Annotated in this window: 22 protein-coding genes and 1 tRNA gene; all 23 read left to right on the forward strand. The window is 37.7% G+C overall.

What is annotated here, in order from left to right; all coding sequences use genetic code 11:
- The gene (gene rfbC, locus F777_RS0104185) at window positions 1–558 is read left to right on the forward strand and encodes a dTDP-4-dehydrorhamnose 3,5-epimerase (protein ID WP_026750946.1); all 558 of its coding nucleotides are present in this window, start codon (window positions 1–3) and stop codon (window positions 556–558) included.
- A gap of 18 nt (window positions 559–576) precedes the next feature.
- Window positions 577–1,440, forward strand: a complete 864-nt coding sequence (rfbA, locus tag F777_RS0104190; RefSeq protein WP_026750947.1) for a glucose-1-phosphate thymidylyltransferase RfbA — start codon at window positions 577–579, stop codon at window positions 1,438–1,440.
- Between the two features lie 40 nt (window positions 1,441–1,480).
- The gene (locus F777_RS15675; RefSeq protein ID WP_037369123.1) at window positions 1,481–2,359 is read left to right on the forward strand and encodes a MerR family transcriptional regulator; all 879 of its coding nucleotides are present in this window, start codon (window positions 1,481–1,483) and stop codon (window positions 2,357–2,359) included.
- Between the two features lie 171 nt (window positions 2,360–2,530).
- On the forward strand, window positions 2,531–3,031 hold the full coding sequence (locus tag F777_RS0104200) for an RNA polymerase sigma factor (protein WP_026750948.1): 501 nt from the start codon (window positions 2,531–2,533) through the stop codon (window positions 3,029–3,031).
- 25 nt (window positions 3,032–3,056) lie between these two features.
- Window positions 3,057–4,559, forward strand: coding sequence for a phytoene desaturase family protein (locus F777_RS0104205; RefSeq protein WP_026750949.1), 1,503 nt, complete (start codon window positions 3,057–3,059; stop codon window positions 4,557–4,559).
- The gene (locus F777_RS0104210) at window positions 4,552–5,388 is read left to right on the forward strand and encodes a phytoene/squalene synthase family protein (RefSeq protein ID WP_026750950.1); all 837 of its coding nucleotides are present in this window, start codon (window positions 4,552–4,554) and stop codon (window positions 5,386–5,388) included. Before F777_RS0104205 ends, F777_RS0104210 begins: the two co-directional genes overlap by 8 nt.
- 4 nt (window positions 5,389–5,392) lie before the next feature.
- On the forward strand, window positions 5,393–5,917 hold the full coding sequence (gene idi, locus F777_RS0104215) for an isopentenyl-diphosphate Delta-isomerase (protein WP_026750951.1): 525 nt from the start codon (window positions 5,393–5,395) through the stop codon (window positions 5,915–5,917).
- 4 nt (window positions 5,918–5,921) lie between these two features.
- On the forward strand, window positions 5,922–7,415 hold the full coding sequence (gene crtD, locus F777_RS0104220; RefSeq protein WP_026750952.1) for a 1-hydroxycarotenoid 3,4-desaturase CrtD: 1,494 nt from the start codon (window positions 5,922–5,924) through the stop codon (window positions 7,413–7,415).
- Window positions 7,405–8,079, forward strand: coding sequence for a carotenoid biosynthesis protein (locus F777_RS0104225; protein WP_026750953.1), 675 nt, complete (start codon window positions 7,405–7,407; stop codon window positions 8,077–8,079). The genes crtD and F777_RS0104225 overlap by 11 nt, the downstream gene beginning before the upstream one ends.
- 1 nt (window position 8,080) lies before the next feature.
- The gene (locus F777_RS0104230; RefSeq protein ID WP_026750954.1) at window positions 8,081–8,548 is read left to right on the forward strand and encodes a sterol desaturase family protein; all 468 of its coding nucleotides are present in this window, start codon (window positions 8,081–8,083) and stop codon (window positions 8,546–8,548) included.
- A 3-nt stretch (window positions 8,549–8,551) separates the two neighbouring features.
- On the forward strand, window positions 8,552–9,751 hold the full coding sequence (locus tag F777_RS0104235) for a lycopene cyclase family protein (protein ID WP_026750955.1): 1,200 nt from the start codon (window positions 8,552–8,554) through the stop codon (window positions 9,749–9,751).
- Window positions 9,752–9,788: 37 nt separating this feature from the next.
- Complete coding sequence (locus F777_RS0104240; protein WP_026750956.1) at window positions 9,789–10,718, forward strand: 1-phosphofructokinase family hexose kinase; 930 nt, start codon at window positions 9,789–9,791, stop codon at window positions 10,716–10,718.
- A 30-nt stretch (window positions 10,719–10,748) separates the two neighbouring features.
- Window positions 10,749–10,820, forward strand: a tRNA-Arg gene (locus F777_RS0104245).
- 1,421 nt (window positions 10,821–12,241) lie between these two features.
- Window positions 12,242–13,702 (forward strand): class I SAM-dependent DNA methyltransferase, encoded by a 1,461-nt coding sequence (locus F777_RS0104255; RefSeq protein ID WP_026750958.1) that lies wholly within the window; start codon window positions 12,242–12,244, stop codon window positions 13,700–13,702.
- On the forward strand, window positions 13,699–14,862 hold the full coding sequence (locus tag F777_RS17165) for a restriction endonuclease subunit S (RefSeq protein ID WP_051408422.1): 1,164 nt from the start codon (window positions 13,699–13,701) through the stop codon (window positions 14,860–14,862). Before F777_RS0104255 ends, F777_RS17165 begins: the two co-directional genes overlap by 4 nt.
- On the forward strand, window positions 14,862–17,063 hold the full coding sequence (locus F777_RS0104265; RefSeq protein ID WP_026750959.1) for an AAA family ATPase: 2,202 nt from the start codon (window positions 14,862–14,864) through the stop codon (window positions 17,061–17,063). The genes F777_RS17165 and F777_RS0104265 overlap by 1 nt, the downstream gene beginning before the upstream one ends.
- The gene (hsdR, locus tag F777_RS0104270) at window positions 17,060–19,444 is read left to right on the forward strand and encodes an EcoAI/FtnUII family type I restriction enzme subunit R (protein WP_026750960.1); all 2,385 of its coding nucleotides are present in this window, start codon (window positions 17,060–17,062) and stop codon (window positions 19,442–19,444) included. The genes F777_RS0104265 and hsdR overlap by 4 nt, the downstream gene beginning before the upstream one ends.
- A gap of 459 nt (window positions 19,445–19,903) precedes the next feature.
- On the forward strand, window positions 19,904–20,629 hold the full coding sequence (locus tag F777_RS0104280; RefSeq protein ID WP_026750962.1) for a superoxide dismutase: 726 nt from the start codon (window positions 19,904–19,906) through the stop codon (window positions 20,627–20,629).
- A 228-nt stretch (window positions 20,630–20,857) separates the two neighbouring features.
- A complete protein-coding gene (locus F777_RS0104285; RefSeq protein ID WP_026750963.1) occupies window positions 20,858–21,199 on the forward strand; it encodes a type II toxin-antitoxin system RelE/ParE family toxin in 342 nt (113 codons plus the stop codon).
- A gap of 3 nt (window positions 21,200–21,202) precedes the next feature.
- Window positions 21,203–21,529, forward strand: coding sequence for a helix-turn-helix domain-containing protein (locus tag F777_RS0104290; RefSeq protein ID WP_026750964.1), 327 nt, complete (start codon window positions 21,203–21,205; stop codon window positions 21,527–21,529).
- Between the two features lie 611 nt (window positions 21,530–22,140).
- A complete protein-coding gene (gene ltrA / locus F777_RS0104295) occupies window positions 22,141–23,481 on the forward strand; it encodes a group II intron reverse transcriptase/maturase (protein ID WP_071790307.1) in 1,341 nt (446 codons plus the stop codon).
- A 714-nt stretch (window positions 23,482–24,195) separates the two neighbouring features.
- Entirely contained in the window at window positions 24,196–25,494 is a 1,299-nt protein-coding gene (locus F777_RS0104300) for an AAA family ATPase (protein ID WP_026750966.1), read from the forward strand.
- Window positions 25,491–26,135, forward strand: coding sequence for an RloB family protein (locus F777_RS0104305; RefSeq protein WP_026750967.1), 645 nt, complete (start codon window positions 25,491–25,493; stop codon window positions 26,133–26,135). Before F777_RS0104300 ends, F777_RS0104305 begins: the two co-directional genes overlap by 4 nt.
- Window positions 26,136–26,175: the final 40 nt, after the last annotated feature.

A 26,175-nucleotide genomic window follows, 5' to 3' on the forward strand; every position in this document is an offset into this window, starting at 1 on the left:
ATGCAGATAGAGTATACCCCCATTGAAGGCTGTTTCATTATTCACGACACATTTTTTGGTGATAGTCGTGGTTATTTTTTTGAGAGTTTTAACCGAAATACTTTTTTAGAGAAAACGGGTGTTGCAGTCGATTTTGTGCAGGACAATCAATCTCAGTCTGGTAAAGGTGTTTTGAGAGGTTTGCATTTTCAGCATGGAGAGTTTGCACAGGCAAAACTGGTTCGTGTATTAAATGGAACCGTACTGGATGTTGCGGTTGATTTAAGAAAGGATTCAAAAACCTTTGGTCAGCACGTAGCAGTAGAATTGAGTGGAGAGAGCCGCACACAGTTTTTTGTACCACGAGGTTTTGCGCATGGTTTTGTTGTATTGAGTGAGCAGGCAACATTTTTTTATAAGTGCGATAACTATTATTACAAAGCAGCGGAAGGTGGCATCGCTTTCAATGATCCTGATTTAGGCATTGACTGGAAATTGCCCGCTGATCAATTATTGCTTTCGGATAAAGACAAGGAATTGCCTTTTCTGAAAGACTGCATCAATACTTTGCAATTTTAAAATCTTTATACCCAGCATATGAAAGGAATCATTTTAGCAGGAGGATCAGGAACGCGGTTGTATCCGATTACCAAAGGAATCAGTAAACAGCTGATGCCCGTGTATGATAAGCCCATGATTTACTATCCGCTGTCGGTGTTGATGCTGGCGGGTATTAAGGAGATTCTGTTCATCACCACTCCGCAGGATGCTGATCAGTTTAAAAGATTGCTCGGTGATGGTGCTGAAATAGGATGTTCCTTTTCTTATGCAGTGCAGCACGAGCCCAATGGATTGGCGCAGGCATTTGTGATTGGAGAACAATTCATTGGCAAGGATAAAGTTTGTTTGATTCTGGGTGATAATATTTTTTATGGTGCTGGCTTCAGTAAGCTGGTGCAAAGCTTCAACGATGTAAACGGAGCTGCGGTATTTGCTTATGAAGTAAATGATCCTGAGCGTTACGGCGTGGTTGAATTTGATGCCGACAAAAAAGCCATTTCCATTGAAGAGAAACCCAAACAGCCCAAGTCGAATTATGCAGTTCCCGGATTGTATTTTTACGACAATTCCGTAGTAGAAATTGCTAAAAATATCAAGCCCTCCCCAAGAGGCGAATACGAAATAACCGATGTAAACCGGGTTTACCTGGAAGCGGGAAAATTACAGGTAGGTATCATGAACAGAGGTACTGCCTGGTTGGATACCGGTACTTTTGATTCCTTTGCCGACGCCTGTGAGTTTGTAAGGGTCATTGAAAAGCGCCAGAGTCAGAAAATTGGTTGTATTGAGGAAGTGGCTTACCGCATGGGCTTTATTGATCGCGCACAACTGATGGTTTTAGCTGAAAAATATGCTAAAAGTGGCTATGGCGAATACCTGAAGCGTTTAAAGGTTTTGTAGATTTTTTAAACAAAATCGGCAACATTGCGTTACTAATGCTATGAATGCCTTTACAATCAAAGATCTAGAGAACCTGTCGGGTATTAAAGCGCATACCATCCGTATCTGGGAACAGTGGTATTCGTTCCTTAACCCACAGCGGACAGAAACCAATATTCGCTACTATTCCGGCGACGAACTCAAAACAGTTCTGAACATTGCCTTACTGAATAAGTATGGCTTCAAAATTTCGCATATTGACCGCATGAGTGCGGAAGAAATGCGCGAAAAAACCCTCAGTTTAAATCAGGCTCAGGCACAGCAGGAAAGAATTGTGAATGAATTAATCAGCTGCATGATCGACATGAAGCTGGATGAGTTTGAAGTGCTGGTGGATGGTTATATTAAAACCAAGGGGATTGAAAAAACCATTCCACAGATTATTTTTCCTTTCCTTGAGCGCATAGGCATATTATGGCTTACCAACCATATTAATCCTGCACAGGAGCACCTGGTAACCAATATCATTCGTCAGAAACTGATTATGGGTATTGAAACCTGTCAGACTCCGCTTACCCAAAGAAAAACAGTATTGCTGTTTTTACCTGAAGGGGAACATCATGAACTGGGTATCTTATTTACCTATTATTTGTTTAAGAGCAGGGGTGTTAAAGTGATTTACCTGGGTGCCAATGTACCACTGAAAGATGTAGAATATGTGGCAACACTGAAGAAACCCGATTTTCTTTATTCTCATCTTACTTCCGTAGCGCATAATTTCAATTTTGAGAAATTTCTTGTGAATGTTCAGAACAGAATCCCGGAATTCTCCGTGATTGTTTCCGGTGCTTTAACACAGACCTACAAGAAACGTGTGCCAACCAATGTTACTTTTAAGAAGTCTTTGGCTGAAGTAACCGAATATATCGGCACTTTATAATAAAAATTTCTACTGTATACGATTTAAATATAATGTTTAAACAACAATTAATCAGCCCGCTATATGCGGGCTGGTTTGTTTAACAAATATTTTAAAAAAATTAAACAAAATATATGGCATTTGCGAAATTATATGTTTAGCTTTATGCTCTAATTAATTAAACAATACGCCATGTCTACGCTAGATTTTAATCAAATGTTGGTCAACAATGCGGATTTTTTGAAACCTTTCGCAGTTACTTTAACGCGCGATCAGGAAGCGGCAAAAGACTTGTATCAGGAAACTTTATTCCGGGCATTGGCTAACAAAGACAAGTACAATGTAGGTACGAATATTAAAGCGTGGTTATACACCATCATGCGTAATATTTTTATCAATAATTACAGAAGAAAGTCTAAGCAGTCTACCATTTTTGATAATACTCCCAATGAATTCTTACTCGATTTCAATCAGGGTGCAGTGGCTAATGAAGCTATTGCTAATATTAATATGAAAGAAGTGAAGCAGGCAATTCACAATCTTCCTGAGATTTTCAAAAATCCATTTTTGTTATATTTTGATGGTTACAAGTACCATGAAATTGCAGAAATGTTGGATGAGCCTTTGGGCACCATTAAAAGCAGAATTCACTTTGCCAGAAAACTGTTGAAATCTCATATTCAGCGTTTCTAAGAATTTTCATTAACTTACTATCAATATGAAAGAAGTAAAGCAAGCGATCGTAATCGGCAGCGGTTTCGCAGGAATGTCTGCGGCCTCATTTCTAGCCAGATCGGGCTGGAAAGTTATTGTATTGGAACAACATGAAATGCCTGGAGGAAGAGCCCGTAAATTTGAAGCGGCTGGCTTTACGTTTGATATGGGTCCCAGCTGGTATTGGATGCCCGATGTGTTTGAGCGTTATTTTCAGCAATTTGGAAAACAAGTCAGCGACTATTATCAGTTAGAAAGATTAGATCCCTCATACCGGGTTTACTGGCCTGACGGTATCACTGATATTCCTGCTGATTATGAAGAATTGAAAGCCCTTTTTGAAAAACTCGAGCCAGGCGCTGGTGCGCAACTGGATCTGTTTATGAAAGAAGCGGCTTATAAATATGAAGTTGGGGTGAACAAACTGGTATTCAAACCAGGTCAGTCCTTATTGGAATTTTTAGACCTCGATTTAATCAAAGGGGTATTTAAACTGGATGTATTCAATTCTATGAAAGCCCATGTGGGTAAGTATTTCAAGAATCCCAAGCTGGTAGAATTGATGGAGTTTCCTGTTTTATTCTTAGGTGCTTTGCCCGAACATACTCCTGCTTTATACAGCTTAATGAATTATGCAGATATCAAAGGAGGAACCTGGTATCCGCAAAAAGGAATGTATGAAATAGCCCAAGCCATGTATGACCTGGCAGTCTCCCTGGGAGTTGAATTTAGGTTTAACCATTCGGTTACTAATATTAATGTTAAGGATGGAATTGCCCAATCTGTATCCTGTGTGGTTAATACACCTGCAGGTAAAACCACTGTAGCACTTGATGCAGATGTGATAGTAGGTGGGGCCGATTATCATCATGTGGAAATGGCTTTATTGCCAAAGGAATATCAATCCTATACCGAAGCCTATTGGAATAAGCGGGTAATGGCTCCCAGTTGTTTACTTTACTATGTTGGACTAAATAAAAAACTGGAGGGTATTACGCACCATTCTCTGTATTTTGATACCGATTTTGGTTTGCACGGAAAGGAAATTTATACCACCAAAGAATGGCCAACCAACCCGTTGTTTTATTTGTGTGCGCCTTCAGTAACAGATAAAACGGTTGCGCCACAAGGTTGTGAAAATTTATTCTTCCTGATTCCTGTTGCCACTGGGTTAACAGGAGATACCGAAGAATTAAGAGAGAAGTATTTTCAGCAGATAGTTAAAAGGGTAGAAAAGCAGCTTGGCCAATCAATAGCCGATGCTATTATATATAAACGAACTTTTGCCCAAAGCAATTTCATTGAAGATTATCATGCTTTTAAAGGAAATGCTTATGGTTTGGCGAACACTTTACTACAAACTGCTGTTTTAAAGCCGTCTTGCAGAAGTAAAAAAGTTAAAAACCTATTCTTTACAGGACAATTGACCGTTCCGGGACCGGGAGTACCTCCCAGTCTAATCAGCGGTGAAGTAGTAGCTAAAGAAATTACCAAATTATATGATTAAACTGTTTCATCAGGTAAGTCAGGAATGCAGCAGAATTACTACGGAGTTGTACAGCACTAGTTTTTCTTCGTCCATTCGTCTCTTGCACAAGGATCTTAGAACGCCCATTTTTAATATCTATGGGTTTGTGAGATTTACAGACGAAATAGTGGATACATTTCATGATTTCGACAAGGTAAAACTACTGGCTGATTTTAAAAAAGCTACGTATGAAGCCATTGAGCAAAAAATTTCATTGAATCCTATTTTGCACAGCTTCCAGTTAACAGTGAACGAGTACAATATTGATCATAGTTTAATTGATGCTTTTCTCAAAAGCATGGAAATGGATTTGGGTAAAAAGCAGTACGACAGAAATGGGTACGAAGAATATATTTATGGAAGTGCGGAAGTAGTAGGTTTAATGTGTTTGTATGTTTTTTGCAATGGAGATAAAAACAGCTACGAACAGTTGAAGCCCTATGCCTGCAGTCTGGGTTCTGCTTTCCAGAAAGTAAATTTCCTTCGCGATCTGAAAGCAGATTTTGAGGGATTAGATCGTATGTACTTTCCAGGTTGCGACTTCAGCAATTTCACGCAGGAGGATAAAATTAAAATTGAGCAGGACATACAACGTGATTTTGATCATGCTTATGAAGGAATCGTACAGCTTCCCTTGAAAGCAAGATTTGGAGTATACGTAGCGTATAAATATTATTTGAGTCTTTTCAAAAAAATAAAGAAGCTGCAGCCGCAAAAAATATTGGATACACGTGTAAGAATTCCTGACCACGGCAAAGTATTTATACTGGCCAAGGCAGGTTTTCGTAGTCAATTAAACCTGCTATAATCCAATGACAGAACAAGTGATTCTGGTAAATGAATCCGATGAAGAAATCGGATTCATGGAAAAAATGGAAGCCCATGAAAAAGCATTGCTGCATAGGGCTTTCAGTGTTTTTGTATTCAATGGTACTGGTGAAATGTTATTACAGCAAAGAGCCAGTGATAAATACCATAGCGCAAATTTATGGACCAACACTTGTTGCAGTCATCCCCGACCAGGAGAAACAGTTGCACAGGCAGCGGACCGAAGACTTGTGGAAGAAATGGGTTTTCGTACTCCGTTGCGAAAAGCTTTTGACTTTGTATACAAAGCACCTTTCGAAAACAGATTAACCGAACATGAGTTTGATCACGTTTTTATTGGAACCTATGATGGGAATATTGAAATGAATCCACTGGAAGTTCAAGCCTATGCTTTTCGTAGCTTTGAAGCTATTGAAAGTATGATTCAAACCCGGCCCGAGCAATTTACTTCCTGGTTTTTAATAGCTTTTCCAAAAGTAAAAGCCTGGTGGCAGGAAAAATACCACTAAAGGAATGAGTGAACATCCAACCACTAAGCATGCTATTGTAATTGGCGCAGGTGTTGCCGGATTGGCATCGGCTATTCGTTTGCAGGTAATGGGTTATAAAGTAACTGTTTACGAGAAAAACAGTTATCCCGGGGGAAAACTGAGCCATTTTGAAAAGGGAGGCTATCAGTTTGATGCAGGTCCCAGTTTGTTTACCAGACCAAAGTTAATTGAAGAATTATTTGCATTGGCCAATGAGCCAATCGAAGACTATTTCTCCTATGAACGTGTACCAGTTGCCTGTCATTATTTTTACCAGGATGGAACCCTCATTAAAGCATATGCAGATCGGGATCAGTTTGCGAAAGAAATTCACGCGAAAACCGGAGAGGCCGAGGAAAATATAAAAGCTTATTTACGAGACTCGGCCAATGCATACGAAAACATTGCGGGTATATTTTTAAAATATACATTACATCGCTTGTCTACCTTGTTTAAAGCGCCTATAGCCAAAGCCATACAATACCTAAAATGGCCTTATCTTTTCAAGAGCTTACATCAATATAATCAATCCAGATTCCAATCCCCAAAACTGGTTCAACTCTTTAACCGTTATGCAACTTATAACGGAAGCAATCCATACAAGGCCCCGGCCATGCTCTCATTAATACCACATCTGGAGCACAATGAAGGAACATTTTATCCGAAGGGGGGCATGATCAGTATTACAAATGCATTGGTTGCATTGGCAGAAAAAAAAGGCGTGAAATTCATCTATAATACTCCAGTAGAAAAAATTATTCGGGCAAATAATCAGGTAGAAGGAGTAGTGGTAAATGGAGAAAATAAATTCGCCGATTTAGTGGTAAGCAATATGGATGTTTATTTTACCTATCAGCAATTGCTGGGTGAGCCATTGAAAGCGGCTAAAGTATTAAAGCAGGAAAGAAGCAGTAGTGCATTTATTTTTTACTGGGGTATCAATAAAAATTTTGAACAACTGAGTTTGCACAATATATTTTTTAGTGAGCACTACGAAGCAGAATTCCATTCGCTGTTTCAAACAGGGGAGCCTTTTGCAGACCCAACCGTATATATTAATATCACTAGCAAATGCGAACCAGGATGGCAAGCGCCTGCAGGAAAAGAGAACTGGTTTATAATGGTAAATGCACCCGCAAATAAAGGACAGGACTGGGCATCCGTACAGGATTTTTACCGTAAAGCCATTCTTAAAAAACTGAATGCTATTTTAGGGGAAGACATAGCTCCGTATATAGAAGTAGAGGAAGTATTGAGTCCTGTAAGTATAGAAACAAAAACAGCCTCCTATATGGGCTCTTTGTATGGAACAAGTTCAAATAGCAAGATGGCTGCTTTTATGCGCCACCCTAATTTCAGTAATACCATAAAAGGTTTGTACTTTGTAGGAGGAAGCGTGCACCCTGGCGGAGGAATTCCGCTTTGTTTGTCGAGTGCAGCAATTATGTCAGATTTAGTAAAAGCAGATGTTGTATAAAAAACCAGCCATACCATTGTTTATTGCCATCCTGTTTCATTTTATGGGTGTGCTCGGTATTCTATTAACGCCTTATCGTGACTGGTTTATAGCCAATACCCCCCTTACCTTGATTTTGATGGGAATACTGTTGGCCGCCAGTCAGGAAAAAATAGAAAAGGGATTTGTTCTTTTCTTTCTGATGGCTTTTGTAACAGGCATGGTTACTGAAATGATTGGGGTTAATACTGGGATATTATTTGGTGACTATGTATACGGATCCGTGATGGGTCCTAAATTATTCGGAGTACCTTTTTTAATTGGAATGAACTGGTTTGTGATAGTGTTTTGCTGTGGATCATTGATGCATAAATTAAATAAAGTAATGCTAGCAAAATATGAGGCACCCATACCGGTTGCCATCATCAAATGGTCGGTAATTGTTGATGGCGCGGTATTAGCAACTTTTTTTGATTGGCTGATGGAACCGGTAGCGATAAAGCTAGGTTTCTGGACCTGGGATGGAGATACCATACCGATGTTGAATTATGCTTGTTGGTTTGTGATCAGTGCCATTTTACTGGCTGTACAACAGCAGTTGAAAATAAAAGCGCAAAACCATTTTGCCATACACTTGTTAATTATACAGGCACTATTTTTTCTGTCACTTAGAATATTTTTATAGCATGTGGTACGTACTTGTTACTTTATTGGTGTTTGTTGTAATGGAAGGGATTACCTGGCTAACCCATCGCTATGTTATGCATGGATTTCTCTGGTATCTGCACGAAGATCATCACCAGAAAGGACCTGGATTCTGGGAAAAGAATGATGCTTTCTTTGTTATTTTTGCCATCCCTAGCTGGTTGTGCATTATGCTCGGCAGTATGAATCAGAACTATTGGGTAGTTAGTATAGGAGCAGGGATTGCCATGTATGGGTTCGCCTATTTTCTGGTACACGAAATCATCATACACCAGCGTATTAAATTATTTACCCGAAGCAATAACAGATATATAAGAGCCATTCGCTGGGCCCACAAAATGCACCATAAGCACTTAAATAAAGAAGACGGTGAAAGTTTCGGTATGCTGATTGTAGCCAAAAAGTACTGGGATAAAATCAGACGCGACGAAAAGCTTAAAGCGGTATAAGCCTTGAATAAAGATTACGACTACATTGTTGCCGGGGCAGGATGCGCGGGTATGAGCTTATTGATGCGCATGGCCAGTGATTCTTATTTCTCTTCTAAAAAGATATTGGTTGTTGATGCTGATGATAAATCCCTGAATGATAGAACCTGGTGCTTCTGGGAAAAAGAGTCTGATATTTTTGAGCCAATTGTTCATCATGTATGGGAAGAGCTAGATTTTTTTTCTACTCATTTTTCTACTGTATTGGATATTGCTCCTTACCAATATAAAATGATCAGGGGCATTGATTTTTATGCTTATGTAAAAAATACAATTGCATCAATGCCTAATATTGAATGGAGGAAGGCTTCCGTGAAAAGATTGCTTGGTGCTACAGAACTACTGGCAACTCAAACTACATCAACCCATCAAATAACAGCGGGCATTGAATTGAATGATGGAACAACTGCATTCGCTTCCTATGTTTTCAGTAGTATCTTATTTGACCCGATTCCCGCAACATCTAATGATTATCATTTTCTGCAGCATTTTACTGGCTGGGAAATTGAAACAAGCTCTCCTGTTTTTAATCCGGGACGAGCAGTCTTTATGGACTTTAGAGTAAGTCAGGAACACGGCACTACTTTTATGTATGTACTGCCCACTTCGGCAACCACTGCATTGGTTGAATATACTTTGTTCACTGAAAGTTTGCTGCCCGATGAAGTCTATGAAAATGCAATCAGGGATTATATCAAGAGCGAATTAAAAATTCAGAACTATAGCATCATGCATCGTGAAAAAGGTGTGATCCCCATGACTACGTTTTCTTTTCCACGTTATCAGGGAAATCATATTTACATTGGAATTGCAGGCGGCGAAGCTAAAGCAAGCAGTGGCTATGCTTTTAAGTCTATACAAAAACGAACAGCAGCCATTGTGAATGCTTTGAAGCAAGGGAAGTCATTGGAAATCAATAAAACTTTTTCTGAGAAGAAAGGACAGTTGTATGATGCAGTTTTATTGCATGTACTTCATTATCAAAAAATGCCGGGAGATGAAATTTTTGCTGCCATATTCAAAGGGAACAAAGCTTCGTCAGTATTGTCTTTTTTAGACAATGAAAGCTCATTGTTTACAGACCTTAAAATCATGAGTAGTGTGCCTACCGGAATATTCCTTCCTGCAGCTTTGCAGGAAATGGTAAAACAGGCTAAGCGCTGATTCACTTCTTCCCGGCATAATCCTGTAACTTTAAACAATGCAGCATATTGTAACCATTACGCTCAATCCTGCTTTGGATAAAAGTATATCAGTGCCTGAACTGGTACCTGAAAAAAAATTACGTGCACTCTCTTCAAAAGTTGAACCCGGGGGTGGAGGTATTAATATTTCCAGGGGATTAAAAAAACTGGGAGTCGATTCTGAAGCCATTATTTTATCCGGTGGTTATACAGGAAAAACCCTGGAAGCATTACTAAAAAAAGAAGGGGTAAAGTTTACTGCAATTGAGACAGAAAATGATACAAGAGAAAATTTTGTGGTATTTGATGAGGATAAAAAATTGCAGTATCGTTTTGGCATGCCGGGTGAAACTGTTTCAGAAAAAGAACTGGGCTTACTGATGCAGGCCATTGGCAATTGTCATCACGCAGATTATGTAGTAGTCAGCGGAAGCCTGCCTTCCGGAACTTCAGTTGCCGTATTTCATGAGATTGCCATCATTGCATCACAGCTAAATGCCAAATTGATTATAGATACATCAGGAGATGGTTTAAAAGCTGCTGTTAAGGAAGGATTGTTTTTGATTAAACCTAATTTAAGAGAGCTGGCTTCTCTGGTTGGTAAAGAATGGATAGATGTCGCAGATGTTGTGCCAACAGCAAGACAGGTGATTGAGTCAGGAGGCTGTAAAGCAATGGCAGTGTCCATGGGATCAGATGGAGCTATGCTGATTACAGAGGATGAAGTTTACCGGGCCTGTGCACCCAAGGCAGAAGTATTGAGCACAGTTGGAGCGGGAGATAGTATGGTAGCAGGCATGCTGGCAGCGTTAACCAAAGGCTGGGGATGGAAAGAAGTATTGCAGTATGGGGTAGCAGCCGGATCTGCTGCCACATTGCATAAAGGGACTGAGCTCTGTAAACTGGAAGATACTGAACGCATTTTTGAGCAGATGAAACAGAATTAACAAGCATCCGTTACATTTGCACCCATGATTGGTCTCGTAGTACAATGGATAGTATAAGAGTTTCCGAAGCTCCAGATCCAGGTTCGATTCCTGGCGAGACCACAAACCCTCGCAGCGAAAGCTGCGGGGGTTTTTTGCGAATGAGCGGCCCGAATTTATTCGGGCAAGCGAATAAGCAAAAAAACCGCAGGGCAACCGAAGGTTGACATGCGAAGGGTTTGAGTAAGTTCAATACGGGAGGAAGTCGGTCGCAGACCGACAATCTTGGCGAGTATTGCCGACAATCCTGTAATATTTTGCCATGCATTTTCAGGTTATTTATTTAAGCTTTTGAAAATCTTTATGAATTTACTATATTCATATACCCAATTGTTACAATATAATCTCTCCCCCAATTAATAATACTGTTAGTAATCACTGACCTTGGATAGCTATGTCTGTGACTCAGGAGGCTTTGCAGTATTAGAATTAATGTAATATACATCAAAGATTTACTAAGACATTTTGATATCACAACTACTGAACGGTATTTACACGTGAGCAAAAAATCAAATGGTAAATATTGCTTGACAATAAGAAGTGTATAACCACATTGTATTGCACCAACAATGAAAATTGTATAAGTGAATTGATGCTAGAACAATTTAAAAACCATAATGTTAAAACCTTAAATTACAACGCCTCCATTTTCTTAAGATCTGGAGGAGTAGCGTATATTTAGGTGTTGAGGCGAAATTCGTCAGCTGATTAAAATTGTAACGAATAATAGTTGCTTTTTATTGGTTAATTTTTAAAGAATGATTTTAGAAGACCTATACTAGCAAGCCTTTAGGCGAAGGCGCCTCAAGCTTGCTTGTGAAACGCCGAAGGCAAAAGGCTTGCATGAAGCTAAAGAATAAATTTTCTCAAATCGCTGATGTTGGGTGTCGGAAACTACGTAACATAAATGTTTTATCACCCAATGCTATTCAATGTAACCTATCTACTAAAGCAACAACATAAATTTCTTTTATGTCATTGCTTTAGTAGTACTAGCAGATATAGAACAGTAATTCAGCTGACGAACTCCGGTCGTCAGTTTAGATGGATTAAATTCAAAGACCTGTTAGACCTTCGCCCAACATTGCATTGATACTATCGGCGAAGCCTACAGTAAACAATTAACTAACTTTAGCCGACAGGATCAATGCTTCAACGTTACCAGCAAGCGTAAAACGACACGACACAACAGACAGACACGAACTTAAACGAGAAAAAAGTAAACCATTTTGACAGGTGAACATAGACATAAAAATGATACAACAAACGGACAGCGAGTAAGCCGACACTCATTGCCGACCCTTCTTTGTTTTAATTTTTTTCCCACCGCACAAAATATTTTGAATTGCCACCGCACAAATGGCACATTTGGTTTTGCCCCACCCACAAGCCGACCCTTCAGCAAAACCAAAAGAGCCATTTTTTGCCAACGCACCACCGAGAATATTAACTTTGAAACCTATAAATTGAGATAAAAAGACAACATGTTCGAACAAACCTTTAAAAACATAGATGATATACTTTACAAGGACGCAGGAGCAGACAGCGAACTGGACTACATTGAACAAACTTCTTGGGTTTTGTTCTTGCGTTACCTTGACCAATTGGAAAGTGAAAAAGCGGACGAAGCCGCTTTGGAAGGAAAAGAATATCAATACATTTTGGACGAGCAATTCCGTTGGCCTAATTGGGCAATGCCTAAAACGGCAGACGGTAAACTTGACCACCACAAAGCCATGACTGGACCTGACTTGGTTCAGTTTGTAGATTATAAGCTATTCCCCTATTTGGCAGGTTTTAAAGCAAAATCAATTGACAACCCAAAATCCATTGAATATAAAATCGGTGAGATTTTCAGTGAACTCAACAACAAAATAAAAAGTGGCTATAATCTTCGTGAGATTATTGAAATGACTGATGAACTGCCTTTCGGCAGTTCTAAAGACAAGCACGAACTTAGCCACTTGTATGAAACGAAAATCAAAAACATGGGCAATGCTGGTCGCAATGGCGGACAGTATTACACGCCAAGACCTTTGATTCGTGCCATTATTGAAGTGTTGAATCCACAAGTTGGAGAAAAAATTTATGACGCAGCTTGCGGAAGTGCGGGTTTCTTGTGCGAAGCATACGCTTACATGTATGACCGCATGGAGAAAAACACTGCCAACCTGAAAACCTTACAGGAAAACACGCTTTACGGAAAAGAGAAAAAGAACTTGGCTTACATCATTGGTGTAATGAATATGATTTTGCACGGCATTGAAGCCCCAAATATCATTCACACAAATACGCTGACTGAAAACATCAGAGACATTCAGGAAAAAGACCGTTACAATGTTATTCTTGCCAATCCACCATTTGGGGGTAAGGAAAGAAAAGAAGTGCAACAAAACTTCGACATCAAAACTGGTGAAACGGCTTCTTTATTCTTACAGCATTTTATAAAGAGTCTGAAAGCAGGTGGACGAGCAGGTATTGTAATCAAAAACACTTTTTTGAGTAATGCCGATAATGCTTCTGTATCGTTGCGAAAACATTTATTGGAGAGTTGCAACCTGCACACCATTTTGGATATGCCAGCAGGAACATTCTTGGGTGCAGGAGTTAAAACCGTTGTATTGATTTTTACCAAAGGCGAGCCGACCAAAAAGATTTGGTATTACCAATGTATTCCGGGCAGAAGTTTGGGCAAAACTTCACCATTGAATGATGATGACTTGAAAGAATTTAAGCAACTGCAAAAAACATTGGCTGATTCTGACAACTCATGGACAGTTGATATTTCAACCATCAACACCAGCAATTACGATTTGAGTGTGAAAAACCCGAATGGAAAAGTAGAGCAAACTTTCCGTTCTATGGATGAGATATTGGCAGAGATGGAAGCATTGGACGAAGAAACAAGCGAAATTTTGAACGGAATAAAAGAAATGTTTTCATGAGTCAAGTTGAACTAACCACTTTAGGAAAATCGTGTGATTTTTTCAATGGGAAAGCCCATGAAAAGAGCATTGACGAAAATGGAAATTACATTGTAGTCAATTCTAAATTTATATCATCCGAAGGCAAATCGTTTAAACGCACCAACGAGCAAATGTTTCCTTTATACAAAGGCGATATTGTAATGGTAATGAGTGATGTGCCAAACGGCAAAGCCTTAGCCAAGTGTTTTATCATTGACAAAGTCGATACCTATTCATTGAACCAGCGTATTTGCTGCATACGAAGCAAGGAATTTGACACCAAATATTTGTATTACCAGCTCAACAGAAACGTACACTTTTTGGCTTTCAACAACGGTGAAAACCAAACCAACTTACGGAAAGATGATATTCTTGCTTGCCCATTGATTAAGCCTTCAATGGAAGAACAAAAAAGAATGGTTGCCGAATTAGATAATGCATATTCAAAAATTGAATCCGCCATTATTAATGTCGAAGCCAATTTAAAAAATGCAAAATTTTTATTTGACAATTACTTGTCTTCATTATTCGAAAATAATGAATATCGCTGGGAGCAGAAAAAATTAAAAGATGTTGCAGAATATTTCAATGGCTTAACATATTCGCCTAAAGATGTCAGTCAGAATGGAACAATTGTCTTAAGGTCATCAAACATTCAAAATGACAAACTTGACTTTGATGATATCGTCAGAGTTAACACAAAAATTAAAGAAAAGATTTTTGTTCAAGAAGGTGACATCCTTATGTGCAGTCGAAATGGAAGCAAGCATTTAGTTGGAAAAACTGCACCTATAAACAATCTACATGAAAAAATGACTTTTGGAACTTTCATGATGATTATTAGAAGTGAGTATAATCCATTTTTATTATGGTTCTTTAAAACTGACGACTTTAAAAGGCAAATTAGTCAAGGAGAATACAATATGATTAACCAAATCACAAGATATATGCTTGATGATGTTATTGTTTTATTGCCAGAAATTGAAAAGCAAAAAGAGATAGTAAAAAATTTGAATACTTTGAACGAGCAGGTTTTGAAATTGACATTATTGTATAATAGTAAGATTGAATTGTTAGCAGAACTAAAATCGGGCATTTTAAAGCGAGCCTTTGAAAACGAATTAATAGAAGCAGAATAATGATTACCAAAGTTACATTGAATGGCGTTGCTAGTTACAAGAAACCTGCTGTCTTGGAAACAGACATGAAGGTAAATCTTGTTTATGGTTTAAATGGAACTGGTAAAAGCACTTTTTCTGATTTTCTATATAAACAAACTGAACAAGACTTTAAAGCATGCTCTATTGAAGGTCATAATCCTGACGAAGAAATTTTAGTTTACAATCAAACATTCATTCAAGATAACTTTTATCAGCCCGAAACATTAAAGGGTATTTTTACTTTATCAAAAGAGAACAAGGAAGCAGAAACAAAAATTTTAAATGCAGAAAAGGAAATCAAAAGACTTGATGCTGAAAAAATCCAGAAAAATGCGGACTTAAAAAAAGAAACTGAAGCTATATCTACAAAGCATGAAAAAGCAAAAGACAAAGTATGGGAAATCAAAAAGAACTATACAGGTGGCGACAGAGTATTAGAATTTTGTCTTGAAGGCTATAGAAATGATGGTAATAAGTTATTGAGCTACATTGAAAGCTTAAAAAAGTCCGATAATAAACCAACAAAAACAACTGACAATATAAAGGAAGAAGTTCAAGCTCTATCAGGGGAAAATGCTCAAAAGTATTTTACACTCGAACCAATTGCTTTTGATGTCGCTGAAATCGAAACGGAACAAATTTTTAAGAAGCAGATTGTTGGTAATGAAAATAGCACGGTTTCGGGTTTAATTAATAAACTTGAAAATTCTGATTGGGTAAAAGACGGATTAAAATACTTACCAACACAAATTGAAACTGAAAATGAAACCTGTCCTTTCTGTCAGGAACAAACAATTTCAAGTCAATTGCTTCAAAGCATCAAAGAATATTTTGACGAATCGTATGAAGCAGACTTAACAGCTATTAAGGAATTTCGCAAACAATACGCAGAAGCCATTCAGTTAATTCCCGATAAATCAACTTTTGAAAGTAATCCGAAGTTTGAAAATCATAAAAAGGACTTTGAAATCAAATACAACGCATTTACCAAAGTTGTAACAGAAAACTTAAAGCTGATTGATGATAAAATAAAAACTCCAAGCGTTCAAATCACTTTGAAAAGTTCTGTTACTGCATTGACTGATATTAATGGAGTAATTGACAACATCAATAAGCAGGTAAAAGAACACAACAAAAAAATTGACCAAAAGGAAACAGCCTTAAACGACCTGAAAACTGATTTTTGGAATATTATGCGTTGGGAGTATGACCAAACTATAAGTTCATACATTTCCGATAAATCGCAATCACAAAAAATCGTTTCTGGATTAAAACAGGCAATTGAAAAACTGGATTCAGACATTCAGAAGCAAAGAGAAATAATTGTTGAACAGCAAAAGCAGACCGTAAATATTGAAGTAGCAATTGCAAACATCAATAACGGACTTTTAGACCTTGGGATTCACGATTTCAAAATAAAACAACACGCTGATAATCTTTACAAAATTTTTCGTGAGCAAAATGACAATAGAGTTTTTCTTTCACTAAGTGAAGGAGAAAAAATGATTATTAGCTTTTTGTATTTCTTGGAACTATGCAGGGGAAAGAAAGATGCCACAGAAGCTGCAAAGAAGAAAATCATTGTAATTGACGACCCTATTTCCAGTCTTTCACATGTTTATGTTTTCAATGTTGGCAGATTGATTAAAAATGAGTTTTTCGGTAAAAAAGAAAAGAAGAATGGTTTTACAACTTGGAACTACAAGTATGAGCAAGTCTTTGTTTTAACACACAGTCTTTACTTTTTCTATGAAATAACCGAAACCAAACATGATGAAAGAAAAGAGACTCAAAAGCTTTTCAGGCTAATTAAAAATGATGAAGGCAGTTACTTTGAAAAACTGACTTATGAATCAATTAAAAATGACTATCAGGCTTATTGGTATGTGATAAAAGACCAAAATCAGCATCCTGCATTAATAGCCAATTGCATGAGAAATATAATTGAGTATTTCTTCAATTTCATAGAGAACAAAGACCTAAATAATTTTTTCAATCAACCTACTATGCAGGAAATTCGCTTTCAGGCATTTTATAGATATATCAATAGGGAATCACATTCCTTAGGTCAGAATATTTTTGATTTTAAAGAGTTCAACTACCAAGACTTTAAAGATGCTTTTGCAGAACTTTTCAAAGTTGCAGGTTACGAAGAACATTATAAGAAAATGATTGCATGAACGAAACCGAAACAAGAGCAGAATATATTGACCCTGCATTAAAAGCAGCAGGTTGGGGCGTTGTGGAAGGCAGTCGCATTCGCATGGAGTTTCCCATCAACAAAGGTCGTTTAATCGGGCATGGACAGCGTAGTAAGCCCGACAAGGCAGATTATGTATTGCAATACAAAAACAGAAACCTTGCAGTAATTGAAGCCAAAGCAAGAGATAAATATTATACCGAAGGCGTTGGTCAAGCCAAAGACTATGCAGGAAAATTGCAGGTTCGTTTTACATACAGCACCAACGGTTTACAGATTTACCGCATAGACATGCAAGAAGGACAGGAAGGTGACGTAACTTCCTATCCTACTCCAGACGAATTGTGGGAAATGACTTTTGGAGAACAAAACAAACTCCAACCACTTTCAGCCGTTTGGCGAGACAAATTACTTTCTGTTCCGTTTGAAGACCGTGGCGGAACGTGGCAACCAAGATACTATCAGGAAAATGCCATAACCAAAGTTTTAGAAGCCGTTGCCAACGACCAACAACGCATTTTATTAACCCTTGCCACAGGAACAGGAAAAACGGCAATTGCTTTTCAAATTGCATGGAAACTTTTTCAGGCAAAATGGAACATCAACAAAGACGGACAACGAAGCCCAAGAATTTTATTCTTAGCCGATAGAAATATTTTAGCAGACCAAGCATTCAACGCCTTTTCAGTTTTTGAAGAAGATGCTTTGGTTCGTATCAATCCAAGCGACATCAAGAAAAAAGGCAGAGTTCCGAAAAACGGAAGTGTGTTTTTTACCATTTTCCAAACCTTTATGAGTGGGCCAAATGATACGCCCTACTTTGGAGAATATCCTAAAGACTTTTTTGATTTCATTATTATTGACGAGTGCCACCGTGGTGGAGCCAATGACGAAAGCAGTTGGCGAGCTATTATGGAATATTTCAGTCCAGCCGTTCAGTTAGGTTTGACAGCTACACCAAAACGAACCATAAACGCAGACACTTACAATTATTTTGGTGAGCCGGTTTATGTGTATTCGCTGAAAGAAGGAATCAATGACGGTTTCTTAACGCCTTTCAAAGTCAAACAAATTGACACCACTATTGACGAGTATTTATTCACTTCGGATGACACTGTTTTAGAAGGAGAAATTGAAGAAGGTAAACGTTACACCGAAGCGGAAATGAACCGTATAATTGAGATTAAAGAACGTGAAGAATATCGGGTAAAGATTTTCATGAGCCTGATAAATCAAAGCGAAAAAACTTTGGTTTTCTGTGCCACTCAATTACATGCTTTGGCAATTCGTGATTTAATCAATCAATATGCAGAAACGAATAATCCGAACTATTGCCACCGAGTTACAGCACATGACGGAAAATTAGGCGAACAACATTTAAGAGATTTTCAGGACAATGAGAAAAGCATTCCAACCATACTGACCACTTCGCAGAAGTTAAGCACAGGTGTTGATGCTCCCGAAGTGAGAAACATTGTTTTGCTTCGTCCTGTGAACTCCATGATTGAGTTTAAACAAATCATTGGACGTGGAACACGTTTGTTTGATGGTAAAGACTATTTCACGATTTACGACTTTGTAAAAGCACATCATCATTTCAGCGACCCTGAATGGGACGGAGAACCCGAAGAACCTGAAACACCCACACCAAGACCACAGCCACAAACTTGTGATGTTTGCGGACATAGACCTTGTATTTGTGCCCAAGAACCACCACCAGAACCTTGTCCTGTTTGTGGTTACTCTTATTGCCGTTGCGACAATCCACCAAGGCGAATGGTAAAAGTGAAATTGGCAGACGGTAAAGTGCGACAGTTTCAGCACATGGTCAGCACTTCGTTTTACAGTCCTGACGGCAGACCGATTTCAGCAGAAGAATTTTTGCAATCACTTTTCGGAACATTGCCCGAACTCTTCAAAAGTGAAGATGAATTAAGAACTATTTGGAGCAAACCCGACACAAGAAAAAAGCTGTTAGAAGAACTGACTGAAAAAGGTTTTGCCAAACAACAGTTGACAGAGTTTCAAAAAATATTGAACGCTGAAAATAGCGACCTTTATGATGTTTTGGCTTATATCGCTTTCCATTCCGACATTTTAGAACGAACAGACAGAGCAGACCGAGCAAAAATTCACTTGGACAACTACGACCCAAAACAGCAAGAGTTTTTAAACTTCGTTTTGAGCCAGTATGTAAAACAAGGCGTTGAAGAATTGGACGACACGAAAATTGGCGACTTGCTTGTTTTGAAATATCACGCAATTGCAGATGCTAAAAAAGTACTTGGCGACATTGCAACAATCAGAAACACGTTTATCGGTTTCCAGACTTATTTGTATGACAAAAGAGTAGCGATATGACAAAGACAACGAACATATCAGCCAACCCTTCGCAGCCATGCACATTTGCAAGCCGCACAAGCCAACGCACAGACCAAAGCTTGCAAAAGAGCATGTCTGCCCCAATGCAAGAGAAAATTCAAAATATTTTTTCCCACCCTTCTAAAAAAATTAAAACACCCGACACGCAAACCAACCCGACAAAGACAGTGAAACTCAACAACGACAATGGTTTACAGACACAGTGGACAAGAACGCCAGCTGGTAACATGCGTTTGGCGTCATGCGGGGTAAAGTGCTTAAATTCAAGTTCAGTTTTTCAAATCAACTATAGTGCTGGGTTGACAGTTTGGTGCTCCGAAATCCCGCACGAACGCCAAGCGCAAAAACGTTATCTGCTATGATATGAGCGACACTGCGAACACAAACAAAGAAACTAAAAACAGAATTTTGAGTAATTCATAATGACAAACAAATAAGATGGACAGAAAAGAATTTTTAACAAAAGGAGCTTTGGTTGGTGTAGCTTCAATCATTGGGACAAATAATGCTTTTGCCCAAAACTTGACGAGCAACAATATTGACAAATTGGTTGATGCCAACGGAAATTTCATTCATCAACCATTGCCGTATTCGGAGAGTTTTTTAGAGCCGTTTATGGACACGGAAACTTTGCATTTGCACTACACTTTTCATCACGGTGGAGCAGTAAAAGGAGCAAACAAAGACCTTGCAATGATTAAAAAAGCCTTGGACGACAACAATCTTGAAACGGTGGACTTTTGGACAAAGAAATTATCGTTTCATTCGTCATCACATATTTTACACTCTATTTTTTGGACAAACCTAACCAACAAACAGAACCTACCAACAGGCGAACTTCTGAAACGAATTGACAAAAACTTTGGCTCATTTGACAGACTAAAAGCACTTATCGGAGCAACAGCCAAAAATGTGGACGGTAACGGTTGGGGAATTTTAGCATACCAACCTTACAGCGACAGTTTGACAATTTTGCAATGCGAAAACCACGAAAAACTAACACAATGGGGTTGTATTCCACTTTTGGTTATTGACGTTTGGGAACATTCATACTACTTGAAGTATAAAAACAAACGAGCTGACTTTGTAGACGCAATATTTAACATCATCAATTGGGATAACGTGGCACAACGACTAAACGATGCAACAAAATTGACGAAATGAAGAAAGCACAGCAGATAACAAGGTATTGGCAAAAAAGGGGCAGAAGTGTAAGCCTCAACATTTGTAATTCTATTGGTCTTTGGTGCATTAACCAAGCTGACGTTTTTCAAATGCCCCTTCTTCGCCAATACCCAACCCGTTGGGCGTCACTTTTGTGAGTATCTTTTATTTGAAAAATTAGGTTTCTAAATTTGGAAACTATCCTTATCTTTGCTTAAAATATTTCATTTGCAATATTTCCAAACTCGATTTTTAGAAGAAGCTGAAAAATTCATTGCAGGTCTTGATTCCAAGACATCCAGAAAAGTCATTTACAATATCGACCTTGCTGAACAAACCAATGATCCAAAGCTTTTCAAAAAGTTACAAAACGACATTTGGGAGTTTCGCACAAGATATAATGGATTACAAATTAGGCTGCTAGCTTTTTGGGATAAAACCGATGGGGTAGAAACACTAGTTATAGCAACTCATGGATTTATTAAAAAGGTTGACAAAGTACCATCAAATGAAATTGATAGGGCAGTAAAAATTAGGACTAAATATTTTGAAAGTAAACTAAAAAAGTAGGTTATGGCAAAGACAACAATGAAAACATATTCACTCGCCGAAATGAAAGAAAAATATATCGGCAAAGTTGGCACTAAGGAAAGAGATAATTATGAATATGAATTGAATATGGATGTATTAAGCCATATGATCAAAAAAGCAAGACAAGAACGCAATTTGACACAAGAGCAACTCGGGAAACTTATCGGGGTTCAGAAAGCTCAGATTTCAAAATTAGAGAGTAGTGCAAATAGTGCGACAATTGATACTGTTCTTAAAGTATTCAAAGCATTAAAAGCTGACATTCATTTTAACGTAACCATTGAAAAGAAACAACTCCAACTTTCATAGTTACTAATTGCGAACGCCCAACAATAGGCTTTACGCAAGTTGGGCTTTCAGCAATGGCCCATCAGCTTTGTTAGTGCTAATGAACTTCAGTAATTTGGCTTTAGCTAATCGTGGTTTTTAGTGGCCAAGCCAGCTGCAGGAACAACTAATCCCAACCTGCGTAAAGCCTCGAACGTGTGTGACTTGAATTAAACATTATTGAGATTAATGTTTAAATGCTGTAAAACAGATGGAAGAATTTCTCTGATAATAGTGAGAAATGATGGTCTTCCGAAGACGACTTTCTGGAGTAGTTTTCAAACCACTTTATGCTGCAATAATTGGAAACGATTTTGTGGTGAGCGATAAAGAAAAACAGAAACGATGATTTCTGTAGGTGCGTAGTACAAGAGCTGAACGCAAGTGAACCAATGATGAAGCCTCGTAAGGGCAATAGCGATGTCGAAAGTAAGCAGTTACGTTTGTGTTTACGAATAGAGTGTAATGAATACCAGATAATCGGTTACACGGCATCCGGGGTTAAGTTGGCAGGACTGTATTATAGGCTGTTTTATGGAACAAGTGAAGTCATTGTTGTTTTGTAAAATCGAAAGAGGAACAAACGCTTTTGGATGAGGCGAAGCAATGGCGGCAGACTTAATCATAGTAGTGAGGAAGCTTATGAAAATAAGTGGAGCGAAGGATTAAGCTTGTTTAGTTATCAAAACCAATTTACAACCAGTAATGGGATGACAGATTATTTTGAGACAAAATCACAACCAATTACCAAGTTAATGGTGTGGCAGGCTTACAAGAAAGTAAGAGCCAATCAAGGGAGTGCTGGCATAGATGGTATGACATGGGAATATGTAGACAAAAATGCATATAGATTATTGTACAAGCTATGGAACAGACTTTCTTCAGGATCATATTTTCCAGCACCTGTTCGCCAAGTTGCTATTGCAAAGAAAGATGGTGGAATAAGAAGTTTAGGCATTCCGACTATCATGGACCGCATAGCACAACAAGTTGTCAAGCAACATTTAGAAATGCAGGTGGAACCCGTTTTTCATGAGGGGTCATTCGGATATCGACCCAATCGAAGCTGTCACGATGCTGTTGCAAAAGCCAACAGTAATTGTTTTAATCACGATTTTGTGATAGACATCGACATACAAGGCTTCTTCGATACCATTAATCATGAACTATTAATGACTGCGGTTGCACATTACTGCAAAGACAAATGGGTACAATTGTATGTAGAGCGATGGTTAAAAGCGGGGATAATAGAGCAGGATGGCAAAGCCACAAGAACTGTGTTGGGTACACCACAAGGTGGAGTAATTAGTCCGTTATTAGCAAATATTTTTCTACATGTAGTATTTGATGGGTGGATGACAAAGGAACATCCAGAAAAGCCATTTGAACGATATGCAGACGATATAGTAGTTCATTGCAAGACGGAGAAACAAGCAATATATGTGCTTAACAAAATCAAGCAGAGAATGGAGAAGTGTAAACTAACCTTACACCCTACCAAAACAAGAATAGTCAATCTGAGAGGGTATTCAGAAAAGAAATACCCCAAAAGCTTTGACTTTTTAGGATTCACTATACGCCCCAATTGTGTAAAGTTTAAAGAAAAGGTTTTGATTGTTCCAAGCATCTTCATAAGTACTAAATCCAGGACTAGTTTACTGGAAAAGTTTAAAGATTGGAATATACACAAGCGGCGAAAACCACTTGTAACTTTAGCCCAATATTTAACACCACAAATACGGGGAATCATGAATTACTTTCATAAGTTCTCAAGTGGTCATATGAACTATGTCTGGAAACAATTAAATGCGAGACTATTAAAATGGGTTAAATGGGAAAAGGGTTTGGGGGTAAGAGCAGCAATTAAATGGTTGCAAATACAATACAAACTCAACCCTTATTTATTCCCACACTGGCAAGTGGCACATCCGTAAGTTATAATTAACTTGTGATTTATAAACAAGAAGAGCCGTGTGATGGGAGACTATCAAGCACGGTTCCGTGAGAACGTAAGGGTGAAAATCCCTTGCGTGACTCGATTGCGGCGAAATTCGTCAGCTGATTTAAATTTTGTCGATAGGTATTTAAATTTTTGTGTTGAAAAGAGTAGAGTTAAAAGCCTTAATACTGCAAGCCTTAAGACGAAGGCGCCGCAAGCTTGCTAGTGAAGCGCCGTAGGCAAAAGGCTTGCATGAAGCTACACTAATTCAATTCAACTATCTGAATTTTTAGAATGGGTTTATACTTAACATGAGTGTTTTATCACCCAATAATATTCAAAGTAACATCTCTACTAAAGCAACAACATAAATTTCTTTTATGTCATTGCTTTAGTAGTACTATCAAATACAGAATAGTAATTCAGCTGACGAACTCCGGTCGTCAGTTAAGACAACTGAAAGGATATGACCCATACGACCTTCGCCCAACATTGGTATTGACACTATCGGCGAAGCCTAAAGTAATTAATTAACTAATTTTAGCCGACAGCATCAATACCTTAACGTTAGCAGTAAGCCTACCAAAACCCGTACTTTATAGTTTTATGCCTAAATTTGAATCCTATTTACATTATTATGTCTAAAAACTAGTATTTGATTGTTTTTTATTCTTATTTTTGCAGGACAATTACAAATTGACAAGAAAAAATGATAATCAACTTTAGTATACGGAACTTTGGCTCGGTTAAAGACAAACAAACATTAACCTTTGAAGCTGACAAATCTGACCACTTAGAAAACAGTTATGTCATTCACACAAATGGACTAAGATTACTGAAAATTGCTTTAATCTATGGAGCTAATGCCTCAGGAAAGACAACCATTCTTAAAGCTCTTGAATTTCTTAGGGATATAGTTTTAGAGCCTGTAACTAAAAAGACAGATGAGTTAGACTTTCAGCCATTTTTGTTTGATTCTGAAACCCCTAATCAAAACTCTGTAATTAGTATTGAGTTCATAGCAAATGATACAAAATACTTTTATGAAGTAGAGTTTTTTAGAAAAGCGGTGGTTAATGAGACCCTTAACTTTTATAATCCAAATAAAGCTAACGTATATAGGCGAACAACAGATATTAACAATCAATTCACCGAAATTAAATTTGGTAGCAAAATTAAAATCGACAAAACCATTGAAAAAAATCTTGAAGCAAATACGCTTTGGAACAACACGGTTTTAGGCGGATTTCTAAAAACAAACGTTGATGTAAATGAATTAAAAGAAGCTGTAGAATGGTTTAAAAACTACTTGCGACCTTTAATTTTCACAAAAACACAATTGGAAGGATTTGTTACATCAAAAATTGATAAGGGAGAATTATCAAAACTTGACGTAATAAATATCCTTAAAAAAGCTGATTTTCATATTTCTGACATTGTAATTCAGGAAGAAGAAAAGGAAATACCAGATGGCTTCATTGAATTTGTAAAAAAACAACTAAAAGCACCAGACAATGAAGTTAAAAAATTGGAGGAAAAAGGGAAAATAACATCCGTAAATATTGAGTTTGAGCATACAGTAAATCAAACAAAATATACACTCCCTATTGAAATGGAATCACAAGGAACAAGAAGATTCTATGGTTTCGCAGGATTGCTAGCATTATTAATTAAAAATTCAACAGCATTTCCAATTGACGAATTAGAATCATCCCTTCATCCTGACTTGTATACGCATTTCATTCTTTCTTTTTTACTTAATACCGATAAATCTCAAATAATAGCAACAACACACAATAGAGAAATTCTCGACAATAAAGACGTTTTTAGAAACGATGCTATTTGGTTCACAGATAAAAATGAAAAATGCTCTACTGAGTTGTTTTCGTTAGCTGATTTTGATAGTTCAATAGTAAGAAACACAACAAATATTTACAACGCCTATAAAAGCGGGAAGTTAAAAGCGACACCAAATTTGGGCGACAACTTCATTGATTTGAGTATATGAGACAGTCAAGGAAGATAAGAAATCAGGTTGTTCCAACATATTCATTTGTTGTGGACGGGGAAACTGAAATTTGGTATTTGCAAATGTTGAAACGTAATGAACGACAATTGAAAATAAATATTGAGCCAAAACTTCCTCAAAGAAAAAGCATTGACGAGCAGTTTAAACTAGTAACAGATCTTTCAGAACGTGAGTATTCAAAAGTTTTTTGGATAGTTGACTTAGACACAATAATTAAAGAATCAAGAGAAACTCCGAAAGGCAAGAAAACACCTTTGCAGACCTTAATTGAACTAAGAAGTAAACTTCAAAAAGATTATAAAAATGTTACTGTAATCATTAATAATCCTTGTTTAGAATTTTGGTTATTACTTCATTTTGAGAAGACCTCAAAACTTTTTGATACCTGTGCCAAAGCTGAAACTGAATTGAAAAAAAATCTAAAAGATTACGAGAAAACTCAGAAATATTTCACTAAACAAGACAATGATATTTACTTAAAACTTAGACCACTTTTGAAAATAGCTATATCAAACTCATCCAATCTAGGAGAATTCGATTTAGACGAGCAGACAAAAGCAATTTGTGAAATGTTCCTGCTATTTGAAGACGATGAATTAAAAAAATACTATGAAAAGTGACAGAAAGCCTACTGCTAACATGAACTGTGCATAAAAACAA

It is taken from the genome of Sediminibacterium sp. C3 (genome assembly GCF_000508085.1).
Classification (GTDB): Bacteria; Bacteroidota; Bacteroidia; order Chitinophagales; family Chitinophagaceae; genus Sediminibacterium.

What these genes read in the sequence shown, in the direction of transcription:
- rfbC (WP_026750946.1), top strand. Translation starts at nt 1, where the DNA reads ATGCAGATAGAGTATACCCCCATTGAAGGCTGTTTCATTATTCACGAC.
- rfbA (WP_026750947.1), top strand. Translation starts at nt 577, where the DNA reads ATGAAAGGAATCATTTTAGCAGGAGGATCAGGAACGCGGTTGTATCCG.
- F777_RS15675 (WP_037369123.1), top strand. Translation starts at nt 1,481, where the DNA reads ATGAATGCCTTTACAATCAAAGATCTAGAGAACCTGTCGGGTATTAAA.
- F777_RS0104200 (WP_026750948.1), top strand. Translation starts at nt 2,531, where the DNA reads ATGTCTACGCTAGATTTTAATCAAATGTTGGTCAACAATGCGGATTTT.
- F777_RS0104205 (WP_026750949.1), top strand. Translation starts at nt 3,057, where the DNA reads ATGAAAGAAGTAAAGCAAGCGATCGTAATCGGCAGCGGTTTCGCAGGA.
- F777_RS0104210 (WP_026750950.1), top strand. Translation starts at nt 4,552, where the DNA reads ATGATTAAACTGTTTCATCAGGTAAGTCAGGAATGCAGCAGAATTACT.
- idi (WP_026750951.1), top strand. Translation starts at nt 5,393, where the DNA reads ATGACAGAACAAGTGATTCTGGTAAATGAATCCGATGAAGAAATCGGA.
- crtD (WP_026750952.1), top strand. Translation starts at nt 5,922, where the DNA reads ATGAGTGAACATCCAACCACTAAGCATGCTATTGTAATTGGCGCAGGT.
- F777_RS0104225 (WP_026750953.1), top strand. Translation starts at nt 7,405, where the DNA reads ATGTTGTATAAAAAACCAGCCATACCATTGTTTATTGCCATCCTGTTT.
- F777_RS0104230 (WP_026750954.1), top strand. Translation starts at nt 8,081, where the DNA reads ATGTGGTACGTACTTGTTACTTTATTGGTGTTTGTTGTAATGGAAGGG.
- F777_RS0104240 (WP_026750956.1), top strand. Translation starts at nt 9,789, where the DNA reads ATGCAGCATATTGTAACCATTACGCTCAATCCTGCTTTGGATAAAAGT.
- F777_RS0104255 (WP_026750958.1), top strand. Translation starts at nt 12,242, where the DNA reads ATGTTCGAACAAACCTTTAAAAACATAGATGATATACTTTACAAGGAC.
- F777_RS17165 (WP_051408422.1), top strand. Translation starts at nt 13,699, where the DNA reads ATGAGTCAAGTTGAACTAACCACTTTAGGAAAATCGTGTGATTTTTTC.
- F777_RS0104265 (WP_026750959.1), top strand. Translation starts at nt 14,862, where the DNA reads ATGATTACCAAAGTTACATTGAATGGCGTTGCTAGTTACAAGAAACCT.
- hsdR (WP_026750960.1), top strand. Translation starts at nt 17,060, where the DNA reads ATGAACGAAACCGAAACAAGAGCAGAATATATTGACCCTGCATTAAAA.
- F777_RS0104280 (WP_026750962.1), top strand. Translation starts at nt 19,904, where the DNA reads ATGGACAGAAAAGAATTTTTAACAAAAGGAGCTTTGGTTGGTGTAGCT.
- F777_RS0104290 (WP_026750964.1), top strand. Translation starts at nt 21,203, where the DNA reads ATGGCAAAGACAACAATGAAAACATATTCACTCGCCGAAATGAAAGAA.
- ltrA (WP_071790307.1), top strand. Translation starts at nt 22,141, where the DNA reads ATGAGGCGAAGCAATGGCGGCAGACTTAATCATAGTAGTGAGGAAGCT.
- F777_RS0104300 (WP_026750966.1), top strand. Translation starts at nt 24,196, where the DNA reads ATGATAATCAACTTTAGTATACGGAACTTTGGCTCGGTTAAAGACAAA.
- F777_RS0104305 (WP_026750967.1), top strand. Translation starts at nt 25,491, where the DNA reads ATGAGACAGTCAAGGAAGATAAGAAATCAGGTTGTTCCAACATATTCA.